Below are 19,592 nucleotides of genomic sequence, written 5' to 3'. Positions count from 1 at the left end.
TCACGCGGGGCCGCCGGAGCCTTGCGCGTCGAGGGACGTGAACGTGAAGGCGAACGTCGCGGGGGCGGCGACCAGCCGGTACTCCGGCAGGACACCAGGGCCGCAGGACTGCGAGCCGATGCCCTGCTGGGCGTGGTCGAGGGTGAGCCAGACCGTGTCGCCGGGCGTGAGGTCGCCGTGGTGCTCGGCGGCGTCGAGCTGCTCGCTGGTCCAACGGCGGGCGGTGTACCAGAACAGCGAGTCGCCCTCGACCCTCAACCCGATTGATCCGTCGCCGAGTTCGACCCATCGGGTGTCGATCCGGGCGCCGTTCTCCTGCGGGCGTACATAGGGTGTCTGCAGCTCGTCCACCGTGGCCTCCCAGCGGCCGGTCCGCGCCGCCGCACGTGTGTCGGGGTATGCCTCGCCCGGTCCGCCGCCGAACCATGCCGCCCGGTCCAGGGCAGCCGGGAGGCCGAGGCGGACGCCGAGCCGGGGCAGGGGCAGCCGCCACTCGCCCTCGGGCGTGACGCTCACCGTGAGCCGGAGCCGCGTCCCGTCCGACGTCCACCGGTACGTGGTCACGAGGCCGAGATCCTGGGCTGCCGGGGCCACCCGGGTCCGTACCGTCAGCGCCTCGGCGTCCGTCTCCACGGCGTCGATCCGATGGCGCATCCGGTGCAGACCGAGCTCGCGCCAGAGCAGTCCGTAGCGCTCGTCCGGCTGCCAGGCCGCGCCGTTGTCGTTGTCGGTCGGCGCTCGCCAGACGTCCAGGCGCAGGCCCGCGAGCGGGATCCCGCCGATGGCCAGCGGCTTGCCCGTGCGGGCGTCGAAGACGCCCGGACCGAGGGTGATCCGCCCGGCGTGCCGAACCGGCGGCGCACCGGCCGCCGCGGTGGGCGGCACCGGCCCGGAGACGGCGAGCTGTCCCCAGGCGATCTCGTGGCCCGACGCCGCCCACGGCGTGTCGTGCGCGAGCAGCGCCCGGACCGTCCAGTGGGCCTCGCGGTCCGTCCGGTCGACGGGAGGTGCCGGCAGCGCGAGCTCCGCGCTCTCGCCGGGTGCGAGGCCGGGCACCGTCAGCGGGCCGGTCCCGGCCGTCTCTCCGTCGACCGCGAAGGCCCATGTGAAGGCGAGGCCTGCGAGGTCGGCGAAGTCGTGCCCGTTGGTGATCCGGACCGTGTTCTCGGCGGTGCCCGCCTCGATGCGGACCGGCTCGATCACCTTCTTGTACTCGACCAGGCCCGGCGACGGTGTCCGGTCGGGGAAGAGGAGCCCGTCGCAGACGAAGTTCCCGTCGTGCAGCTCCTCGCCGAAGTCGCCGCCGTATCCGTAGCCGTGCTCCGGGTGGACGAGCCCGTGGTCGATCCACTCCCAGACGAAGCCACCCTGGCAGCGCTCGTACCTCTCGAACAGCCGCTGGTAGTCCGCGAGTCCGCCGGGTCCGTTGCCCATGGAGTGCCCGTACTCGCAGAGAATGAAGGGGAGTTCGCGCCGCGCTTCCGGTCCCGGGTCCTCCCGGCGTCCGATCCGCTCGACCTCGGCGTGCGGGGCGTACATCCGTGAATAGACGTCCGTGTCCTTGCAGGAGAGGTCGCCCTCGTAGTGGACGAGCCGCGAGGGGTCGCGGTCGCGGATCCACTCGGCCATCGCGGTGAGTCCGGCGCCCGTGCCGCACTCGTTTCCGAGGGACCAGATGATCACGGAGGCGTGGTTCTTGTCGCGCTCGACCATCCGAGCCGCCCGGTCGAGCAGAGCGGGGGTCCAGCGCGCGTCGTCGACCGGGTTGGCGCGCCAGTCGAGATCCTGGAATCCGTGTGTCTCCAGATCGCACTCGTCGATCACCCACAGGCCGTACTCGTCGCACAGATCGAGGAAGGCGGGGTGCGGGGGATAGTGGGAGGTGCGTACGGCGTTGATGTTGTGGAGCTTCATCAGTTCCACGTCCCGGCGCATGGTGTCCAGGTCGACGCTCCGGCCGCGCTCCGGGTGGAACTCGTGTCGGTTCACGCCCCGGAAGAGGATCCGGCGCCCGTTCACCTTGATCATGCCGTCCTCGACGGCGACCGTACGGAACCCGAGGCGTAGGGGGATCCGCTCGCCCCCGACGGCCAGTTCGCCGTCGTACAGCCGGGGCGTCTCCGCCGTCCACGGCTCGACCGGCACCGTGACCGACTCGCCCGTTCCGATGTCGATGCCCAGCTCGGGCACCGTGACCCGGCCGGGCACGTCGCACTCCACCCGCAGGGTGCCCGTGCCGTCGGTGTGGTCGTACGAGACATGCGCGAAGAAGTCTCCGGCCGCGCCCTCGGGGCGGTGCAGCAGCGTCACGTCACGGAAGATGCCCGGGAGCCACCACTGGTCCTGGTCCTCCAGATAGGACCCGGACGACCACTGGTGGACCCGGACGGCGAGCACATTGCCGCGCTCCTTCAGCAGTGGTCCGACGGCGAACTCGTGCGGCAGCCGCGAGCCCTTGAACTCGCCCAGTTCCTCGCCGTTGAGCCACACCCGCGCCGCGGACTCGACACCGTCGAAACGCAGCACGGCCTTGCCCGCATCCGGCCAGCCCTCCGGCAGGTCGAAGCGGCGCAGATGGTCACCCGTGGGGTTCTCGGTCGGGACGCGCGGCGGATCGACCGGAAACGCGTACACGACATTGGTGTACGCCGGCGCCCCGTGGTCCTTGCCCTGGAGCACCCAGTGCCCCGGCACCGCGATCTCCTCCCAGGTGCCGGCGTCGTACCCCTCGGCGGCGAAGGACTCGTCCTCGGTGTCCGCCGCCGGCGAGAGCCGGAACCGCCAGACTCCGCCGAGGGAGAGGGCGGCGGCATCCGAGCGGGCGTACCAGGCCCGAGGCGGCAGCCCGCCACGCCCGGGGGAGACGTCTTCGTACCAGGGCAGGGTGGACATGGGGCTCCTGTGGAAGAGGTGGGGATGGGGAGGTCACCAACGCAGAAAGCGATTTCCCTCGGGTCTCATCCCACCGTGGGGTCGCGGTCACCACAACCCCGTCGGCCCGCCGGACTGTTGGACTCTTGTCGGCGCGGTTGGACCGGGAGAGTTCAGAGCACCCCGCCCGCCTCGTCGTGGAACACCTCCGGCCAGTAGCGGTAGTCGTCGGGGTCCGTCGGCGGAAGACAGGCGATGGGGTCGACCGAGGCGAGCGCGGCGATCATGGATGCGGCGAGCGCATGGTAGAACTCGCCGAACCTGCCTGTCAGGTCGTGCTCGTCCTCAAACCTCTGCTGCCGGCTGTGCATCCAGACCGTGAAGGCCAGAGTGGAAAGGTCGGCGTTCACCGGCGTGACCGTGTCGCCGTCGTACGTGAGGTAGTGGACCTCGCCCGTCAGCCCGTCGACGACCACGTCGAAGTCGTGCATCAGACCGCCGACGACGAACAGACGGTCGGCGTCGGGCGGCAGTGAGTCCGTGGCGTTCCACAGATGGCGCAGCCGAGGATCCTGCCTGGCCCGCTCACGGTCCTCGGGCAGCGGCAGCAGCAGCGTGTCCTTGTCGGCGAGGCCGAACATCAGGCCGTCCTTCGGCAGCCCGACCTCGGCCAGGAAGCGTCGTGTCGGCTCGTGCTCCAGAGCCACCGGCAGGTCCTCCGGCGCGACGCGCACCACGTCTTCGGGACCGAACTCCTCGTCCAGCAGAGCGGCCGGCAGATCGAGCCGCAGGCCCCTGCCCGGTCCGGCGACCAGGGACAGGGGCCGTATCAGTGCCGTGATGCGCCAGAGAGCCGGGATCGCGTGGTCCCACTCCGTCGGGTCGCCGGCCGTCCCCCAGCCGCCGCCCCAATCCTCTTCAGTGAAGACGGAGAGCAGCGACCCCGTCGCCTCGCCGACCGCCTCGGCGCCGGTGCTCCCCGCCAGGCCGGCGAACCGGCCGCGAAGCTCGGTCAGTTCGTCGACGGCCGTCAGGAAACGCGCGAGCGCCGACAGCGACGGAGCGAGCGGATGCACCTCGGCGTGGCGAGCCGCGCTCATGCGCAGGCCGAACACCCGTCCCGACGCCCCGTCGAGGACGACCTCCAGGGAGTCACACTCGTCCGTGACCACCTCTCCGACGGCCAGCAGGCCCGCGATGTACGGGTCCAGGTCTCGCGGGTCGTCGCCCTCCTCGACCAGGTGCGGCACCGTCACGACCCGGGACTCGGCCAGCCGCTGGAAGGCGAGCACCCGCCCGGAATCGGGCAGCCCCTCCTCGGTGAGCCGGCGTCGGGTCGGTTCGTGCGTGATCGCCGGATGGAGCGTGTGCTCCGGTACGAGAAGGGGCGTGCCCGTCATGCCGGCCTCCCGGAGGCGTCCGTGGTGATCTTCCGTCGAAGATCACCCTAGGGCCGACCGCAGACATCGGGTCGCGGGGAACGAAAGGGCAGCCCGACTACGCCACCGACCGACGCTTGTTCCAGACGTCGAAGCCGACCGCCGCGAGCAGGACGAGGCCCTTGATCACCTGCTGGTAGTCCGTGCCGATGCCCACCAGCGACATGCCGTTGTTGAGGACACCGAGCACCAGGCCGCCGATCACGGCGCCCGTCACCGTGCCCACTCCGCCGCTCATCGACGCTCCGCCGATGAACGCGGCGGCGATGGCCTCCAGTTCGAAGTTGAGACCCGCCTGCGGAGTGCCCGCGTTGAGCCGGGCCGCGTACACACAGCCCGCGAGCGCCGCCAGAACGCCCATGTTCACGAAGACCAGGAACGTGACGCGCTTGTCCTTCACGCCCGAGAGCTTGGCCGCCGCCTTGTTGCCGCCCAGGGCGTACACATGGCGTCCGACCACCGCGTTGCGCATCACGTACCCCAGGCCGATCAACAGCACGCACATGATCAGCATGACGACCGGCACGCCGTGGAAGCTCGCCAGTGTGAGCGTGAAGGCCACGATCGCCGCCGCGATCGCCACGCACTTGAGCGCCCACAGTCCGGCGGGCAGCACGTCGAGCTCGTACGCCAGCTGGCGCTTGCGGTCGCGCCACTCGCGCAGCAGCAGGAAGACGACCGTGACGAGACCGAGGAACAGCGTCGGGTTGTGGTACTGCGTGTACGGGCCCATCTCGGGGATGAAGCCCTTGGCGATGTTCTGGAACCCGTCGGGGAACGGCGCCAGCGACCGGCCCTCCAGGAAGATCTGGGTGAGACCGCGGAACAGCAGCATTCCGGCGAGCGTCACGATGAACGACGGGATGCCGAGATAGGCGATGAAGTACCCCTGCCACGCGCCGGCGACCGCCCCGACCAACAGGGACAGCACCAGGGCCAGGACCCAGGGCATGTCGTGCCTGACCATCATCACCGCCGACAGGGCGCCGACGAACGCGGCCAGGGAGCCGACGGACAGGTCGATGTGGCCGGAGATGATGACGATCATCATGCCCATGGCAAGGATGAGGACGTAGCTGTTCTGCTGGATCAGGTTGGAGACGTTGTTCGGCAGCAGCAGCGTGCCGTCGGTCCATATCTGGAACAGGATGACGAGGAAGACGAGCGCGACGAGCATCCCGTACTGGCGCATGTTCGCCCGCACGCCCTGGAGGAGCAGGGCCCCGGCCGAGGGGCGCACCGGGTGCGCCGCCTTCGTCTCCGGTGCGGAAGGGGTCGTGGTGGTCATGGCGGGGCCTCAGCTTCTGCTCATGGTCATGTGACGCATCAGGGTTTCCTGGGTGGCGTCGGCACGGGCGACCTCACCGGTCAGCCGGCCCTCCGCCATCGTGTAGATCCGGTCGCACATGCCGAGCAGCTCCGGCAGCTCGGAGGAGATGAAGAGCACCGCTCTTCCCTGTGCGGCGAGCCGGTCGACGACGGTGTAGATCTCGTACTTGGCACCGACGTCGATACCGCGCGTCGGCTCGTCGAGGATCAGCACCTTCGGGTCGGCGTGGATCCACTTGCTGAGCACGACCTTCTGCTGGTTGCCGCCGGAGAGCCGGCCGACCTGCTCGAAGACCGTGGGCGTCTTGATGTTCATGCTCGTGCGGTACCGCTCGGCGACCTTGCGCTCGTGGAACTCGTCGACGACTCCGCGCCGTCGCATCCCGGGCAGGGAGACCAACGAGACATTGCGATGGACGGTGTCGGCCAGATGGAGGCCGTACTGCTTGCGGTCCTCCGTGACGTAGGCCAGTCCGGCCTCGATCGCCTCCGGCACGGTCCGCGTCGCCGTCTCCCGCCCGTCGATCTCCACGGTGCCCGCCGCGTACCGCCCGTACGAGCGGCCGAAGACGGACATGGCCAGCTCGGTGCGGCCCGCGCCCATGAGGCCCGCGATGCCGACGATCTCGCCCCGGCGGACTGTCAGCGACACATCGTCGACGACGGTGCGCCGGGGGTCCGTCGGATGGCGCACGGTCCACCCGCGCACGGCCAGCGCCACCCGGCCGGCGTCCTCGCCCTCGTAAGGGGTGCGCTCCGGGAACCGGTGGTCGAGGTCGCGTCCGACCATGCCGCGGATGATCCGGTCCTCGGAGAGCTCCGGTTCCGTGTCCGCCGAGGGGCGCACGGGAAGCGTCTCGATGGTGCGGCCGTCGCGCAGGACCGTGACCTGGTCGGCGATCCGCCGGATCTCGTTCAGCTTGTGGGAGATGATGATGGAGGAGATGCCCTCGCGCCGCAGCTCCAGGATCAGTCCGAGGAGCTTCGCGCTGTCCTCGTCGTTGAGCGCGGCCGTCGGCTCGTCGAGAATGAGCAGCTTCACCTCCTTGGATAGGGCTTTGGCGATCTCGACCAACTGCTGCTTGCCGACGCCGAGTTCGCCTACCGGAGTGTGGGGGTTCTCGTGCAGTCCGACCCGCTTGAGGAGCCGTCCGGCGCTGCGCAGGGTGTCGTTCCAGTCGATGACACCGCGCCGGGTCTGCTCGTTGCCGAGGAAGATGTTCTCGGCGATCGACAGATGGGGGATCAGCGCCAGTTCCTGATGGATGATCACGATGCCGTGGCGTTCGCTCGCCCGGATGTCCCTGAAGGCGACCGGCTCGCCCTCGAAGCGGATCTCGCCCTCGTAGCTGCCGTGCGGATGGACGCCGCTGAGGACCTTCATCAGGGTGGACTTGCCCGCGCCGTTCTCCCCGCACAGGGCGTGGATCTCGCCCGCCCGCACGGTGAGGTTCACCTCGCTGAGCGCGGTGACGCCGGGGAACGTCTTGGTGATGGAGCGCATCTCCAGGACGGCGGCCCCGGTCATGAGAGCTGTCCCGCCGTGAAGTACCCCTCGCGGACCAGGAGCGAGGTGTTCGACCTGTCGATGCTGACCGGATCGAGCAGATACGACGGCACGGTCTTCTTGCCGTTGTCGTAGTCCTCGACGTTGTTGACCACGGGCTTCCTCCCGTTCAGCACGGCGTCGCCCATCGCCACCGCCTGGGCGGCGAGCTTGCGGGTGTCCTTGAAGACGGTCTGCGTCTGCTCGCCGCGGATGATGGACTTCACCGAGGCGAGTTCGGCGTCCTGCCCGGTGACGACGGGCAGCGGCTGCCCCGCGGTCCCGTAACCGGCGCTCTTGAGGGCGGAGATGATGCCGATGGAGATGCCGTCGTAAGGCGAGAGGACGGCGTCGACGCTCTCCTCGCCGTAGTTCTTGCTGATCAGGTCGTCCATCCGCTTCTGCGCGGTACCGCCGTCCCAGCGCAGCGTGGTGGCCTGGTTCATCTTCGTCTGCCCGCTGCGGACGACGAGCTGGCCGCTGTCGAAGTACGGCTGCAGCACCTTTATGGCGCCGCTCCAGAAGTACCGGGTGTTGTTGTCGTCCGGAGAGCCCGCGAACAGCTCGATGTCGTACGGCTTGCCGGAGTTCTTCGCCGGTGCGCCGAGCTTCAGCCGCTCGACGATGTACGTCGCCTCCAGCTCGCCGACCCGCTCGTTGTCGAAGGACGCGTAGTAGTCCACGTTCTCGGTGCCCATGATGAGGCGGTCGTACGAGATCACGGGGATGCCGGCGTCGTGGGCGCGCTGCAGCACCTCGGTGAGCGCGGAGCCGTCGATCGCGGCGATCACCAGGAGCCGCCGGCCCTTGGTGATCATGTTCTCGATCTGGGCTATCTGGTTCTCGACCTTGTCGTCGCCGTACTGCAGATCGGTGTCGTAGCCGGCCTTCCGGAACTGCTTCGCCATGTTCTCGCCGTCGGCGATCCATCGCTCGGAGGCCTTGGTCGGCATCGCGAGTCCGATGGTGCCGCCCTTGCCGGCGTCGGGCTTGTAGCGGCTGCCGCCGCGGGCCTCCTGGCCGCAGGCGGTGAGGCCGCCGGCCAGGAGCACGGAGAGCAGGGCGGCCGCCGTGGCGGCGCGCAGAGTGCGGGTGGGCATGGGTCAGTTCCCTTCGGGGGCGGGGAAGCGGCGGAGGTCGCCGGGCAGCCGGGAGCCGAGCGGCGACATCCCGCCGTCGGCTCCGTGCCGGGCCAGCAGATCGAGCACGAGCCGTCCGCGCCGGACGCGTTCCCGGGCGGTGGCGAGAGCGTGCTCACGCAGATGGGCGCCGTACGGGTAGATGCCGGGGGACTTGCTGAGTCCGAACTTGAGGTAGAGCGGCGCGCCCCGCCGGATCAGCTCGGCCGCCTCGTACATCCGGACGTACCCCCCGAGGTCGTCGGGGGCCTCCACATAGAGGTCCATGGGCGCGCGACTGACCCGGCGGATCTCGGTGAGGTGGTCGAGGGTGAGATCGGAGGGGACGTTGAGGGAGTCCGCGCCGAGGTGCTCGTACACCGCGTACGAGGCGGGATTGACGGGGCCGATGAGCGCCGAGGCCTTGAACGTGATGTCGGCCGGCAGGGCGCCGGACTCCCGCATCCGGTGCAGCGTCCACAGCACGCCCTCGTCGGCGACGAGCAGGCAGCGCACCCCCAACTCGGCGGCACGCAGGGCGTCCTCGACGCATCCGGCGAGCGCGTCGTGGCCCCGGGCCCGCAGCCCGGCACCGCCCGAGTCGGTACGGGTGGCGGCGCCGATGTCCCAGATGCCGCGCGGTCCGGTGAACAGGCAGAGCTCGACGGAGCGTTCGGCGCAGCCCTGCACCATCTCGGTGATCTCGGCGTCGGACAGCATCCAGACACCGCTGCCCTGACTGATCCGGTGCACCGGGAGGTCGAGCCGGGCGCTCTCCTTCAGGACGACGGCGAGCGCCTCCGGGCCCTCCACGGAAGGGATCTCGGTGCGCCACGTGCCGCCGTCGGGGAAGGCGTGGGGGGAGGCGTCGGCGGGATCGAGCGGTGGCACCGGATGGCCGATCCGCGCGAGCGCGTCGACGCCGGGGCGCCGGGGTGGGGAGGCAGCGGTCACGATCGTCCTTTGTTCGGTATATCGGACAGGGTTCGGCTCATGGGGTGCACGGCGGTACGGGGCGCAGGGCTCCCGCACCGCCGTACGGCTCACGCGCGTGCGAACGGCGGGCGTGGGCGGGCCGCGAGGCTCAGGGGCGCAGCAGCACCTTGCCGGTCTTCGGGTCGCCGCCGCCGACCAGCGCGACAGCCTCCGCGAAACGCTCCAGTGGGAACTCGTGGCTGATCAGCGGTGCGGGGTCGAGCAGCCCCAGGGCGAAGGCGCGGACGGCATCGGCCCAGGCGGCCGACGGCGCCCCGAAGACGCTGCGGATCTCCAGCTGGCTGACCGAGAGATGCGCGGGGTCGATACCGGCCGCCCCGGCCGCGAACATCCCGGTCAGAACGACCCGGCCGCCCCTGCGCGCCAGGAGACAGGAGGAGGCGGCCGTGGAGGGCGCCCCGGCGGTCTCCACGACCAGGTCGAAGCGGCCGAGCGCCCCGCCCTCGGCCTCCTCGGGGCTCAAGGCCTCGCTCGCCCCGTGCCCCAGCGCCTGCTCGCCACGCGCCGCACGAGGGTCGACCACGACCAGCTCGGCCGGCGAGGACGCGGCGAGCAGTTGGACGGCGAGCAGCCCGAGCGTGCCGGCGCCGACGACGGCGACGCGCTCACCGGGGCGCGGCCGCCCCACCCGTACCGCGGCGGCGATCACGGCCGCGGGTTCGATGAGCGCGGCCGCGCGCAGGTCGGCCCCGGGAGGCAAGAGGTGCAACAGTCTTGCGGGCACGAGCAGATGGTCCGCGAAGGCGCCCGGCTCGGTGAAGCCAGTCTCCGCGTACCCCGCCGTGCACAGGCTGGTCTCCCCGCACCGGCACCGCTCGCAGGTCCCGCAGGCGCGAAACCCCTCGGCGACGCAGCCCCGTCCCACGAGGGCGGGATCGACGTCTGCCCCGACGGCCTCCACCGTGCCGGCCCACTCGTGTCCCGGGGTGACCGGGTAGCGGACGTAGCCGGGCGCGCGGTGCCCGTCGTACACCTCGCGGTCGCTCATGCAGATCCCGGCGGCGGCGACCCGCACCCGTACCTCGCCGGGGCCGGGCTCGGGCATCTCCCGCTCCACGAGCCGGTGTTCACCGGGCCCTGAGACCACGACCGCGCGGCTGACTCCGGGGGCGTGCGGGCCGCTCACCGGATCTCTCCCAGGATGCCCCTGCCTTCAGACAGAGGAGGGACGGGTCCGTGGAGCGGAGTCGCGAAGCGGCGGAGTACACTCCTCATGCGCCATGACCTGCACTTTCATTGATTGTCAGTGGACGGGGCTAAGGTCGCGCTCATGACGACGCAAGGAACGGTTGAGGGGACCGGGCGCTCCCGGTACACCTTCCGGCTGCGGGTGTCGTCCACCGCGCTTGCTGGTCTGGAGGGTGAGTGGGCGCGGTGCCGGTGGGTGTGGAACGAGTGCGTGGCCATGTCCCGCAGGGTCCACGCCTGCAACAAGGCGACGGGCAAGAAGGCGACGTGCGGGCCGGCACAGCTCGACAAGATGCTGACCGATGCCCGGCAGTCGATGACGTGGCTGCGTGAAGGCGCGTCTGTCCCTCAGCAGCAGATCATCCGGGACTTCGCGAAGTCCCGGGCCAAGGCCATGAAGGACATCACGGCCCGGCTGCCGATGCGGCAGCGCGCGGGGATGCCCCACGTCAAGCGGAAGCGGGACGCGCTGCCGACGCTGAACTACACCCGGCGCGGCTTTCGCATCAAGGACGGCCGCCTGCACCTGGCCGGCGGCATCGTGTTGACCGTGGTGTGGTCGCGGGACCTTCCTTCCGGCTCCACGTCGGTGAGGGTGTACCGGGACGGCCTCGGCCACTGGTACGCCTCGTTCGTCGCTGCCGCGCCAGCCGAGCCGCTTCCCGAAACCGGTTCGGTGATCGGTGTGGACTGGGGCGTGAAGGTGACCGCGACCACCACATCCGACGCGCACGACCTGCCGCATCCCGAGCACGGGAAGACGGTCGCGGCGAAGCTGGCCTGCTATCAGCGGATGATGGCCCGCCGACGTACCCCTAAGAACCGGCCCGACACCGCCGGCTACCGCAAGGCCCGCAGGGCGGCGGCGAAGGTGTCCAAGAAGATCGCCCGACAGCGACAGGACACCTGCCGCAAGTGGGCCAAGACCGTCGTCCGGGACTTCGACCGCATCGCGGTCGAAGACTTTCGGCCGAAGTTCCTTGCCAAGTCCACAATGGCCCGCAAGGCAGCAGACGCCGCGATCGGCGCTGCCAAGACCGCCTTGATCGAGATGGGCCGTAAGCACGGGCGTGCCGTGCACCTGGTCCATCCCGCGCACACCACGAAGGATTGCGCGCAGTGCGGAGCGAGAGCCAAGCATGCACTGCCCCTTTCCGAACGAACGTATACGTGCACCGTGTGCGGAGCGGTGTCCCCCAGGGACAAGAACTCCGCCCGCGTCATGCTCGCCCGGGCTGGTCTCAACCCGGCTAGTGCTGACCTTGTAAGCCCTGCCACCTGCTAGGTGTCAGGCGAAGTGAGCTAGGAATTCACCTCGTTCACGAGGTGGAGGAGTCAATTCGGGTCCCTCCGCTCCCAGCCCTCGGCCCACAGGTCGAACCGGGCGCGCTGCTGAGGGAATTCGGCCGCGGCGTCCACGTCCAGCTCGACCCCGAGCCCCGGGGCGTGCGACACCTCGAAGCAGCCCGTCTCCGGGTCGACCTGGGGGGCTCCGCGGACGACCTTCTTGATCTCGGCGTCCGCGAAGTCGTTGAAGTGCTCCAGGATCTTGAAGTTCGGTGTGCAGGCGGCCAGTTGCAGCGAGGCCGCGGTGAGCACCGAACCGCCCACATTGTGCGGCGCCACCAGCATGTAGTGGGTCTCGGCGGTGGCGGCGAGCTTGCGGGTCTCCAGGATGCCGCCGATGTGTCCCAGGTCCGGCTGGACGATGTCGACCGCCTGCGACTCGAAGAGCTCCCGGAACTCGATCCGGTCGTGGATGCGCTCTCCGGTCGCGATCGGCAGGTCCACCTTGGCGGCGACCTTCTCCAGCGCCTTCAGGTTCTCCGGCGGCACCGGCTCCTCCAGCCACGCCGGCCGGAACGGCGCCAGCTCGCGCGCCAGTCGCACCGCCGTGGCGGGCGAGAACCGCCCGTGCATCTCCAGCATCAGCTCGGTGTCGGGCCCGATCGCGTCCCGGACCGCCTCGATCAGCGACACCGCGTACCGCGACTGCTCGGCGTCCAGTTCGAAGTGGCCGGTTCCGAACGGGTCGATCTTCAGCGCCCGGTAGCCGCGGGCGACGACCTCCTGGGCCGCCTTGTGATACGCCTCCGGGGTGCGCTCGGTGGTGTACCAGCCGTTGGCGTACGCCTTGACCCGGTCCGTCACCTTGCCGCCGAGCAGCTGCCAGACGGGGACCCCGAGCGCCTTGCCCTTGATGTCCCAGCAGGCCATCTCCACCACGGCTATGCCGGACATGACGATCTCGCCGGCCCGCCCGTAGTCGCCGTACTTCATCCGCCGGACGAGGTCCTCGACCGCGAACGGGTCGGAGCCCGCGATGTGGTTGGCCTCGGCCTCGCGCAAGTACCCGACGAGCGCGTCGGTACGACCCAGCATCCGGGTCTCGCCGACCCCGGTCAGACCCTCGTCGGTGTGCACCTGGACGTAGGTGAGATTGCGCCAGGGTGTTCCGACGACATGTGTGGTGATTCCCGTGATGCGCACGGTGCTGGCTCCCGGAGTTGTTCGATATTTCGTCACACGTTCGAAATGGTGGCGTGACCGTAATTGCGGCCCGCCATGGTGTCAATGCCCCGCACAGCCATTGCCCGACGAACGGCCCCACCGCTAGCCTGCGTTCGCCATACCGATCAACGGTCGGAATATCGAACAAGAGGGGTGGGTGATGGTCATGGGACGCCTCGTTCCCGCGGTGGCCAGAGCATTCGACATTCTGGAGCTGTTCCTGCAGGGCGACGGAACGCTCTCCGCCCCCGAGATCACCCGCAGGCTCCAACTCCCGCGCACCACCACGCACGAGTTGCTCTCCACCCTCACCGCCCGCTCCTACCTGGTGCCCATACCGGAACAGCCGGGCCGCTACCGCCTCGGCGTCCGCACCTACCAGCTCGGCAGCCGCTACGCCGAGCAGCTCGACCTCGCCGCCGAAGGGCAGAACGTGGCCCGCGAGGTCGCCGAGACCTGCGACGAGACCGTCCATGTCGCCATCCTGGAGGACACGGACGTCATCTACATCGCCAAGGTCGACTCCACCCATGCCGTCCGCATGGTCTCGGCCGCGGGCCGCCGGCTGCCCGCCCACTGCACCGCCGTCGGCAAGATGCTGCTCGCCGCCCTCCCCGAGGGCGAGCTCGACGCCCGCATCGAGGGCCGAGACCTGGTCGGCATGACCCCCGACAGCATCACCGAGCCGGATGCCCTGCGGGCCGCGCTCGCCGAGATCCGCGCGCGCGGGACCGCGAGCGAGCACCAAGAGTCCAACCCCGATGTCAGCTGCGTCGCGGCCCCCGTGCGCGACCGCGCGGGCCGGGTCGTCGCCGCCCTGTCCATCTCCGCCCCCATGATCCGCTGGAGCGTGCAGCGCGAGGGCGAACTGGCCGAACTCGCCGCGAAGGGAGCGGCCGACCTCTCCCTGCGTCTCGGTCACCGGGGCGGACGGTGAAGGCCGAGGTCGCGGTACGCGAGGACGCCGAACTCGGCGAGGGGCCCACCTGGGACACCGCCGGCGGGCGGCTCCTCTGGGTCGACATCCTCGGCCGCCGCGTCCACACCTACGAGCCGGCGAGCGGCCGCCGCTCCGTCCTGGCCGTCGACCAGCACATCGGGGCGGTGAAACCACGCGCCGGCGGCGGAGTCGTCGCCAACCTCCGGGACGGCATCGGCCTCTACTCCGCCGACGGCGCCTTCTCCTGGCTCCGCCACGACCCCGTACCCGGACGGCGCGGCAACGACGCCGCCGTCGCCCCCGACGGCAGCCTGTGGGCCGGCACCATGCGCTACGACGAGGAGGCCGGCGGCGGCAACCTCTTCCGGACAGCCCCCGACGGCGCCACGACCACCCTCCTCGACAAGGTCACCATCAGCAACGGCGTCGGCTGGAGCCCCGACCACACCCTCACGTACTACATCGACACCCCCACCCGCCGCGTGGACGTGCTGCGTGTCGAGGACGGACACGTGGTCGAGCGCCGGGAGTTCGCGACCGTCGAGGAGGGCGCGGGCTTCCCCGACGGACTCGCCGTGGACGCCGAAGGCTGTGTCTGGGTCGCGCTCTGGGACGGCGGAGCCCTGCGCCGCTACACCCCGCGCGGCACGCTCGACCGGATCATTCCGCTTCCCGTGGTCCGACCGACCGCCTGCGCGTTCGGTGGCCCCGGACTGCGCGATCTGTACGTCACCACGGCCCGCACGGGCCTGCGGGAGCCCGAGCCGGACGCCGGCTCGCTGCTCGTCCTGCCCGGCATCGGTGAAGGACTGCACGCCACCCCGTTCGCCGGCTGACCGGCAACCGATCACCACCGGCGGCGACAGGGCCTCCGGGAACGACAAGCGGGGAGGGGCACCCGCCGGAGAGCCCCTCCCCACGTCACTGTGCCGAGCGCGACGGTCGGTCCGTCTCCGGCACGTTCACCGACCGTCAGTTCATCGTCGAACGACCGTGGTCGACCCGGTCCGCCCGGGCGTCCAGTCGCCCAGATACGCCGACGCGGTCGCCGACTCGGCCTGCACCGCCGTGAGCTGGGGCCGGTTCTCCGGGACGGTGATCGCCGCGCCGGGGCCCGTGTTGCGGTACTCGGCGAACCGCTGGGCCTGCCACGGATGGGCGTCGCGCATGTTCGCGTACGGAGCGACGGCGTGGATGCCCGGCCCCAGGACGCTGTCGCGGACCACGAGCGCGGGCCAGGCGGTGGGGTCCGAGCTCGGCACCCACGGGCGGGCCAGCTTGTAGTAGCCGTCAGGTGCCCGGCTCGTCACCCGGCAGCGGGCGGCCAGGAAACCGTACGGGTTGGCGCCGGCGGTGGACGGGGCGAAGACGAAACCGTGCGGTGCGGAGGCGAGATCGCTGCGCAGCAGCGTACGGAAGTGGCAGTGCTCGAACACCGCACGGGCGCGGCCGAAGACGAAGTCGACGTCACCCTCGACATAGCAGTGGGCGAAGTACTGGCGGGCGACGGCGGCCAGGGACATCGAGTCGGCGTACAGCGTGTCCTGGTGGCCGAGGAACCGGCAGTGCAGGAAGGACGACCGGTCGCCCTGCACCTTGATCGCCACCGCCTGGGTACCGGGGTTCCCGGGGAGGTCGGTGCGGAGGAAGTCGTTGGCGAAGGTGATCCAACGGGCGGCGAAGCCGTCCGCCTGGACGGTGGTCGTGGCCGAACCGGAGGTGCCGTACGTCGTGCCGTCGGGGCGGACCGTGCCGGCCGCGTTGTCGTACACGACGACCACGTCGCGGGGGTCCTCGCTCGCCCCGATCCACGTCATGCCGGTCGCGGCCGCGCCGAACGTGACCGTCTCGCGGTACGTGCCGGGGGCGATGACGACCGTCCGGCCGGAGCCGCTCGCCGCGGACACCGCGGCCTGGACGCTCGTGTGGTCGCCGAGCCCACCGGGGTGGACGTACAAGGTGCGCTCGGTGAGCCGCCGGGAGGGCGAGCCGAAGCGGCCGAACGGGCCCGCGGAACGGGCGGCGGCGGCCGTGGGGGCGGCGGCGACGGCGAGGGACAGCGCCGCCGCTGTGCCCGCTGTCAGCAGCGCACGACGACTGGGCGGAGGCATGGCAAAGAGCTCCTTCATCGAGGGTGCGAAAGAAGAGGGGGGATGGAGCGGGAGGCGGGGCGACGGGCCGGACGGGTGGCCACGGGGGGCCGCCCCGCCTCCGGTCAGCAGATCCGGCCCGCGCCGGCGCGGTGGTCGACCAGGCCGGGCAGGGCCCGCGGGGCGTCGACCCGGCCGCGCAGCACCGGAGTCCAGCCGGCTCCGTCGCGCAGGATCTCGCCCGGGAACTCCGCGTTGTGGACCGCGAGCAGATCGACGGGCCGGCCGTTCACGAGGTTCCCCACCGTCGTGACCGGGGCGTCCTTCCACTTCTTCAGGATCGTCCCCACGCCGACGCCCACGGGCACCGTGAACGCGTTCTTCTCGGCGACGAGTTGGGACTCCTGGCCGACCCCGAGGCTGTACGCGTAGCCGGAGGCCGGCACCACGAAGTGGTTGTTGTACACGTCGACCTTGCCGAAACGGACCCGGGGCGCCCGCTCGATCACGTTCTTGAAGAGGTTGTGGTGCAGGGTGACCCGGAGCTTGTCGCGGTCGGTGGCGCCCGCGCTGTCGCTGTTGCCGATCATCAGCGTCTTGTCGTGGTCGGCGAAGACGTTCCAGGACACGGTCACCAGATCCGCGCCGCGCACGATGTCCAGCTCGCCGTCGTGCTGCTGGTAGACCTCGCCGTAGTACCTCGGCAGCGAACTGTCCGGGTGCGCGCCGTCGGTGAACGTGTTGTGGTCGATCCAGACGTGCGTGGAGCCGTGGACGACCATGCTGTCGTACTCGGAGTTCCATGCGCCGGTCGCACCGTCGGTGGGGTCCCACTGCGGGAAGCAGTCGAGCGGGCTCTCCAGGGTCAGGTTCCGGATCACGACATTGTCGACGCCCTGGATCTGCAGGCTGCCGCCGACGATCCCGGCCTTCCTGCCGACCCCGACGACGGTCGTGTTGGCGGGGACGTACGCCTTGATCGCCTTGCCCTGGCTGGTCGCGGAGGCCGCCCGCAGATCCTCCTGCGGGCCGCTCACCGGATTCTCGTACCCCCAGACCGCCGGGTCGTAGTCCGCGAGATAGCGGTCGAAGTCGTAGCCCGGTGCCTCGAAGGCCGAGCATCCCGCCGCCGTCGCGTTCAGCGTCCCGACGATCTTCACGATCCTCGGGGCGGTCCCCGGAACGGCGAGCGCGGCCCGGAGCTGCTCCCAGGTCGTGACCGTGAAGACCCGCGAGGCCTCGGCCGCCGAGCCCCCGCTCGTCCCCGCGCCCTCCGAAGCCCAGCCGTCGCCGGCCGGCAGGGTCTGACGGGCGGGATCGCCCCCCGCCTGCGCGACGCCCGTCGGGCCCGTGACGCCCAGGACGAGCGCGGTCGCGCCCACCAGCCAGAGGCTCTTGTGTCGTCTCACGTTCAGCTCTCCTCGGAATCGGGCCAGGTGATCCACTCGCCGGGGATCTCTTCGTCGATACGGCGCGTGTCGCGCGGTGCGAGCACCCGGGTGTGCAGCAGCTCGGCCGCCACCAGCCGCGCCACGGCGATGGCCCCCGGCGGGTTGAAATGGGTGTTGTCCTGCTCGGCCGGCGTCCAGTTGAAGTACGTCCTGGTCGTCTCCGGGCCGAGCTTCTGCCACAGCGCCAGGGACAGCTCCTGGATGTCGAGGAGGTCGACGCCCTCGTCCCGGGCGACCTCCCGCATCGCGGCCGGGTAGTCCCCGAGCGTCCGCAACGCCGTACCGTCGGCATCGAATTTTCGTCGTTCCACGGAGGTGGCGAGCACGGGCCGCGCACCGCGCTCCCGCGCCTCCGAGACGTACTGGCGCAGGTTGTCCTGGTAGGTGCTCCAGGGTTGGGTGTAGCGGGTCGGGTCGGTGTCCTTCTGGTCGTTGTGGGCGAACTGGATCAGAAGGAGGTCGCCGGGCCGGATCACCTCGAGGATCGCGTCGAGCCGGCCCTCGTCGATGAAGCTCTTCGTGCTGCGGCCGTTGATGGCGTGGTTGGCGACCGTCACGTCCTTGTGCAGGAAGAAGGGGAGCGCCATGCCCCAGCCGGTCTCGGGTGCTGCGTCGGCGTACTTCTGGGCGGCCGTGGAGTCGCCGGCGATGAACAGGGTGCGCATACGGGGCTTTCCTCGGGAGGGGGCGGCGTAAGCGGTGGGTGCGAGGACCGGGGCGAGCACGAGACCCGCCCCGGCCGTGAGGATCCGCCGTCGGGCGACGGTCACTTGTTCTGCGACTTCCACTCGGCCTGTGCCGTGTTCAGCTGCTCGGCCAGACCGTCCAGGAACTCCTTGGCGGAGGCCTTTCCGAGCAGGACCTTCTGGAAGCCGGGCTCGTTGTCGGCCTTGGAGATGGTGTTCCAGTCGGGCAGGTAGTACGGCAGCTGGATGATCGTCGCCTTGCCGCTGAACAGCACCTCGGCGGCCAGCTTCGTCGGCTCGGCCTTCTGGATCCAGGCGTCCTCGGCGGCCTCGGTGTGGGCGGGGATCGCGCCGGCCGACTCGTTCCACTTGCTGTTGGAGGCGTGCGACGCGGCGAACTCGATGAACTTCCAGGCCGCCGCCTTGTTCTTGCTCGACGAGAACAGCCCCAGACCGTCGACCGGGTTGGACACCATGACCCGGGCGCCGTCGTCGGTCGTCGGGTTCGGGATACCGCGGAACTTCTCGGTGCCCAGCGCCTTCACATGGTCCTGGTACGAGCCCAGGTTGTGGTTGAGCATCCCGATCTCGCCGCTGTCCCACTGGGCGACCATCTTGGTGAAGTCGTTGTTGACGTCCGCCGCAGGGGTGTTCTTCTTGAACAGCCCCACGTACTTCTCCAGGGCCGCCACGTTCTTCGGATCGTTGACGGTGGTCGTGTCGCCGTTCCAGAAGCTCGTGATCCCGCTCTGGCCGTACATGGCGTCCAGGGCCTGGGCGATGGAGCCGGCGCCGCCGCGGATCGTGTAGCCGAACCTGTTCTTGTCCTTGGCGGTCAGCTTGTCGGCCGCCGCGTAGAACTTCGACCAGGTGTCGGGCTCCTCGAGACCGGCGGCCTTGAACAGGTCGGTGCGGTAGTAGAGGACACCGTTGCTCGCCGAGGTCGGGACCGTGAAGAGCTTGTCCTGACCGCCCGCGGACTTCACGCTGTCGACCATGCCCGCGTTGAGCTTGCCGTTGAGCGAGCTGGACGCGATCCGCGCGTCCAGCGGCTCCAGCGCGTTCTGCGCGGCGATCCCGGCGAGCATCGCCGCACCGACACCACCGACGTCCGGCAGGCCGCCGCCCTGGATCGCGGTGTCGTACTTCGACTGGACCTCCTTGGACGCGACCCCGACGTACTCGACGTCGATGTCGGGGTTCGCCTTCTCGAAGTCCGCGATGATCTCCTTCCAGACATCGGTGCGGACGCCGCCGTTGTTGTCCCAGAAGGTGATCTTTCCCTTGCCCGATCCCTCGGTTCCCTTGTCGCCGGCCGCGCCGCTGCCGTCGTCACCGCAGGCGGTGGCGGTCAGGGCGAGGACGGTCGACAGGGCCAGGGCACTGGCGGCTCTGCGCCGCCCGCCGCGGAAGATGGTCATCGTCGG

General features: G+C 70.3%; 15 protein-coding genes. 3 read left to right on the top strand and 12 right to left on the bottom strand.

Annotated elements, in window-relative coordinates:
• From ACFC0D_RS09945 to ACFC0D_RS09915, 7 genes are all read right to left on the bottom strand, one after another.
• Positions 1-2,892 (bottom strand): glycoside hydrolase family 2 TIM barrel-domain containing protein, encoded by a 2,892-nt coding sequence (locus ACFC0D_RS09945; RefSeq protein ID WP_376433057.1) that lies wholly within the window; start codon positions 2,890-2,892, stop codon positions 1-3.
• A 152-nt stretch (positions 2,893-3,044) separates the two neighbouring features.
• Entirely contained in the window at positions 3,045-4,271 is a 1,227-nt protein-coding gene (locus ACFC0D_RS09940) for an SUKH-4 family immunity protein (protein WP_376433055.1), read from the bottom strand.
• A 97-nt stretch (positions 4,272-4,368) separates the two neighbouring features.
• Positions 4,369-5,598 (bottom strand): multiple monosaccharide ABC transporter permease, encoded by a 1,230-nt coding sequence (gene mmsB / locus ACFC0D_RS09935; protein ID WP_376433053.1) that lies wholly within the window; start codon positions 5,596-5,598, stop codon positions 4,369-4,371.
• Positions 5,599-5,607: 9 nt separating this feature from the next.
• A complete protein-coding gene (mmsA, locus tag ACFC0D_RS09930; protein WP_376433051.1) occupies positions 5,608-7,167 on the bottom strand; it encodes a multiple monosaccharide ABC transporter ATP-binding protein in 1,560 nt (519 codons plus the stop codon).
• A complete protein-coding gene (gene chvE / locus ACFC0D_RS09925) occupies positions 7,164-8,285 on the bottom strand; it encodes a multiple monosaccharide ABC transporter substrate-binding protein (protein ID WP_376433049.1) in 1,122 nt (373 codons plus the stop codon). Before chvE ends, mmsA begins: the two co-directional genes overlap by 4 nt.
• Positions 8,286-8,288: 3 nt before the next feature.
• On the bottom strand, positions 8,289-9,257 hold the full coding sequence (locus ACFC0D_RS09920; RefSeq protein WP_376433047.1) for a hypothetical protein: 969 nt from the start codon (positions 9,255-9,257) through the stop codon (positions 8,289-8,291).
• A 130-nt stretch (positions 9,258-9,387) separates the two neighbouring features.
• Positions 9,388-10,344, bottom strand: coding sequence for a zinc-binding dehydrogenase (locus tag ACFC0D_RS09915; RefSeq protein ID WP_376433115.1), 957 nt, complete (start codon positions 10,342-10,344; stop codon positions 9,388-9,390).
• 225 nt (positions 10,345-10,569) lie between these two features.
• Here ACFC0D_RS09915 and ACFC0D_RS09910 point away from each other — a divergent pair, with 225 nt between their 5' ends.
• Positions 10,570-11,772, top strand: a complete 1,203-nt coding sequence (locus ACFC0D_RS09910; RefSeq protein WP_376433045.1) for an RNA-guided endonuclease InsQ/TnpB family protein — start codon at positions 10,570-10,572, stop codon at positions 11,770-11,772.
• Between the two features lie 50 nt (positions 11,773-11,822).
• On the opposite strand, the gene ACFC0D_RS09905 is transcribed toward ACFC0D_RS09910, so the two are convergent.
• A complete protein-coding gene (locus ACFC0D_RS09905; RefSeq protein ID WP_376433043.1) occupies positions 11,823-12,977 on the bottom strand; it encodes a mandelate racemase/muconate lactonizing enzyme family protein in 1,155 nt (384 codons plus the stop codon).
• 187 nt (positions 12,978-13,164) lie between these two features.
• Here ACFC0D_RS09905 and ACFC0D_RS09900 point away from each other — a divergent pair, with 187 nt between their 5' ends.
• Entirely contained in the window at positions 13,165-13,935 is a 771-nt protein-coding gene (locus tag ACFC0D_RS09900; RefSeq protein WP_376433041.1) for an IclR family transcriptional regulator, read from the top strand.
• Positions 13,932-14,774: an SMP-30/gluconolactonase/LRE family protein gene (locus ACFC0D_RS09895; protein WP_376433039.1), complete on the top strand. Its 843-nt coding sequence runs from the start codon at positions 13,932-13,934 to the stop codon at positions 14,772-14,774. The genes ACFC0D_RS09900 and ACFC0D_RS09895 overlap by 4 nt, the downstream gene beginning before the upstream one ends.
• Positions 14,775-14,915: 141 nt before the next feature.
• Here ACFC0D_RS09895 and ACFC0D_RS09890 read toward each other — a convergent pair whose 3' ends face one another.
• The 4 genes from ACFC0D_RS09890 to ACFC0D_RS09875 all read right to left on the bottom strand — a co-directional run bounded on the left by ACFC0D_RS09890 (position 14,916) and on the right by ACFC0D_RS09875 (position 19,586).
• On the bottom strand, positions 14,916-16,049 hold the full coding sequence (locus tag ACFC0D_RS09890) for a pectinesterase family protein (RefSeq protein WP_376433037.1): 1,134 nt from the start codon (positions 16,047-16,049) through the stop codon (positions 14,916-14,918).
• Between the two features lie 104 nt (positions 16,050-16,153).
• Positions 16,154-17,413 carry a polysaccharide lyase family 1 protein gene (locus ACFC0D_RS09885; RefSeq protein WP_376433113.1) on the bottom strand — a complete coding sequence of 420 codons (1,260 nt, stop codon included), beginning with the start codon at positions 17,411-17,413 and terminating at the stop codon, positions 16,154-16,156.
• 26 nt (positions 17,414-17,439) lie between these two features.
• Entirely contained in the window at positions 17,440-18,249 is an 810-nt protein-coding gene (locus ACFC0D_RS09880; RefSeq protein WP_376433035.1) for a rhamnogalacturonan acetylesterase, read from the bottom strand.
• Positions 18,246-19,586 carry an ABC transporter substrate-binding protein gene (locus ACFC0D_RS09875; RefSeq protein WP_376433033.1) on the bottom strand — a complete coding sequence of 447 codons (1,341 nt, stop codon included), beginning with the start codon at positions 19,584-19,586 and terminating at the stop codon, positions 18,246-18,248. Before ACFC0D_RS09875 ends, ACFC0D_RS09880 begins: the two co-directional genes overlap by 4 nt.
• Positions 19,587-19,592: the final 6 nt, after the last annotated feature.

It is taken from the genome of Streptomyces sp. NPDC056222 (assembly GCF_042264065.1).
Lineage (GTDB): Bacteria > Actinomycetota > Actinomycetes > Streptomycetales > Streptomycetaceae > Streptomyces.
The sequence above is the reverse complement of the archived record's forward strand: the minus strand, read 5'-3'. Positions and strand labels throughout refer to the sequence as shown.

What these genes read in the sequence shown, in the direction of transcription:
- ACFC0D_RS09875 (WP_376433033.1), bottom strand. Translation starts at nt 19,586, where the DNA reads ATGACCATCTTCCGCGGCGGGCGGCGCAGAGCCGCCAGTGCCCTGGCC.
- chvE (WP_376433049.1), bottom strand. Translation starts at nt 8,285, where the DNA reads ATGCCCACCCGCACTCTGCGCGCCGCCACGGCGGCCGCCCTGCTCTCC.
- mmsA (WP_376433051.1), bottom strand. Translation starts at nt 7,167, where the DNA reads ATGACCGGGGCCGCCGTCCTGGAGATGCGCTCCATCACCAAGACGTTC.
- ACFC0D_RS09910 (WP_376433045.1), top strand. Translation starts at nt 10,570, where the DNA reads ATGACGACGCAAGGAACGGTTGAGGGGACCGGGCGCTCCCGGTACACC.
- ACFC0D_RS09940 (WP_376433055.1), bottom strand. Translation starts at nt 4,271, where the DNA reads ATGACGGGCACGCCCCTTCTCGTACCGGAGCACACGCTCCATCCGGCG.
- mmsB (WP_376433053.1), bottom strand. Translation starts at nt 5,598, where the DNA reads ATGACCACCACGACCCCTTCCGCACCGGAGACGAAGGCGGCGCACCCG.
- ACFC0D_RS09915 (WP_376433115.1), bottom strand. Translation starts at nt 10,344, where the DNA reads ATGCCCGAGCCCGGCCCCGGCGAGGTACGGGTGCGGGTCGCCGCCGCC.
- ACFC0D_RS09900 (WP_376433041.1), top strand. Translation starts at nt 13,165, where the DNA reads ATGGGACGCCTCGTTCCCGCGGTGGCCAGAGCATTCGACATTCTGGAG.
- ACFC0D_RS09945 (WP_376433057.1), bottom strand. Translation starts at nt 2,892, where the DNA reads ATGTCCACCCTGCCCTGGTACGAAGACGTCTCCCCCGGGCGTGGCGGG.
- ACFC0D_RS09890 (WP_376433037.1), bottom strand. Translation starts at nt 16,049, where the DNA reads ATGCCTCCGCCCAGTCGTCGTGCGCTGCTGACAGCGGGCACAGCGGCG.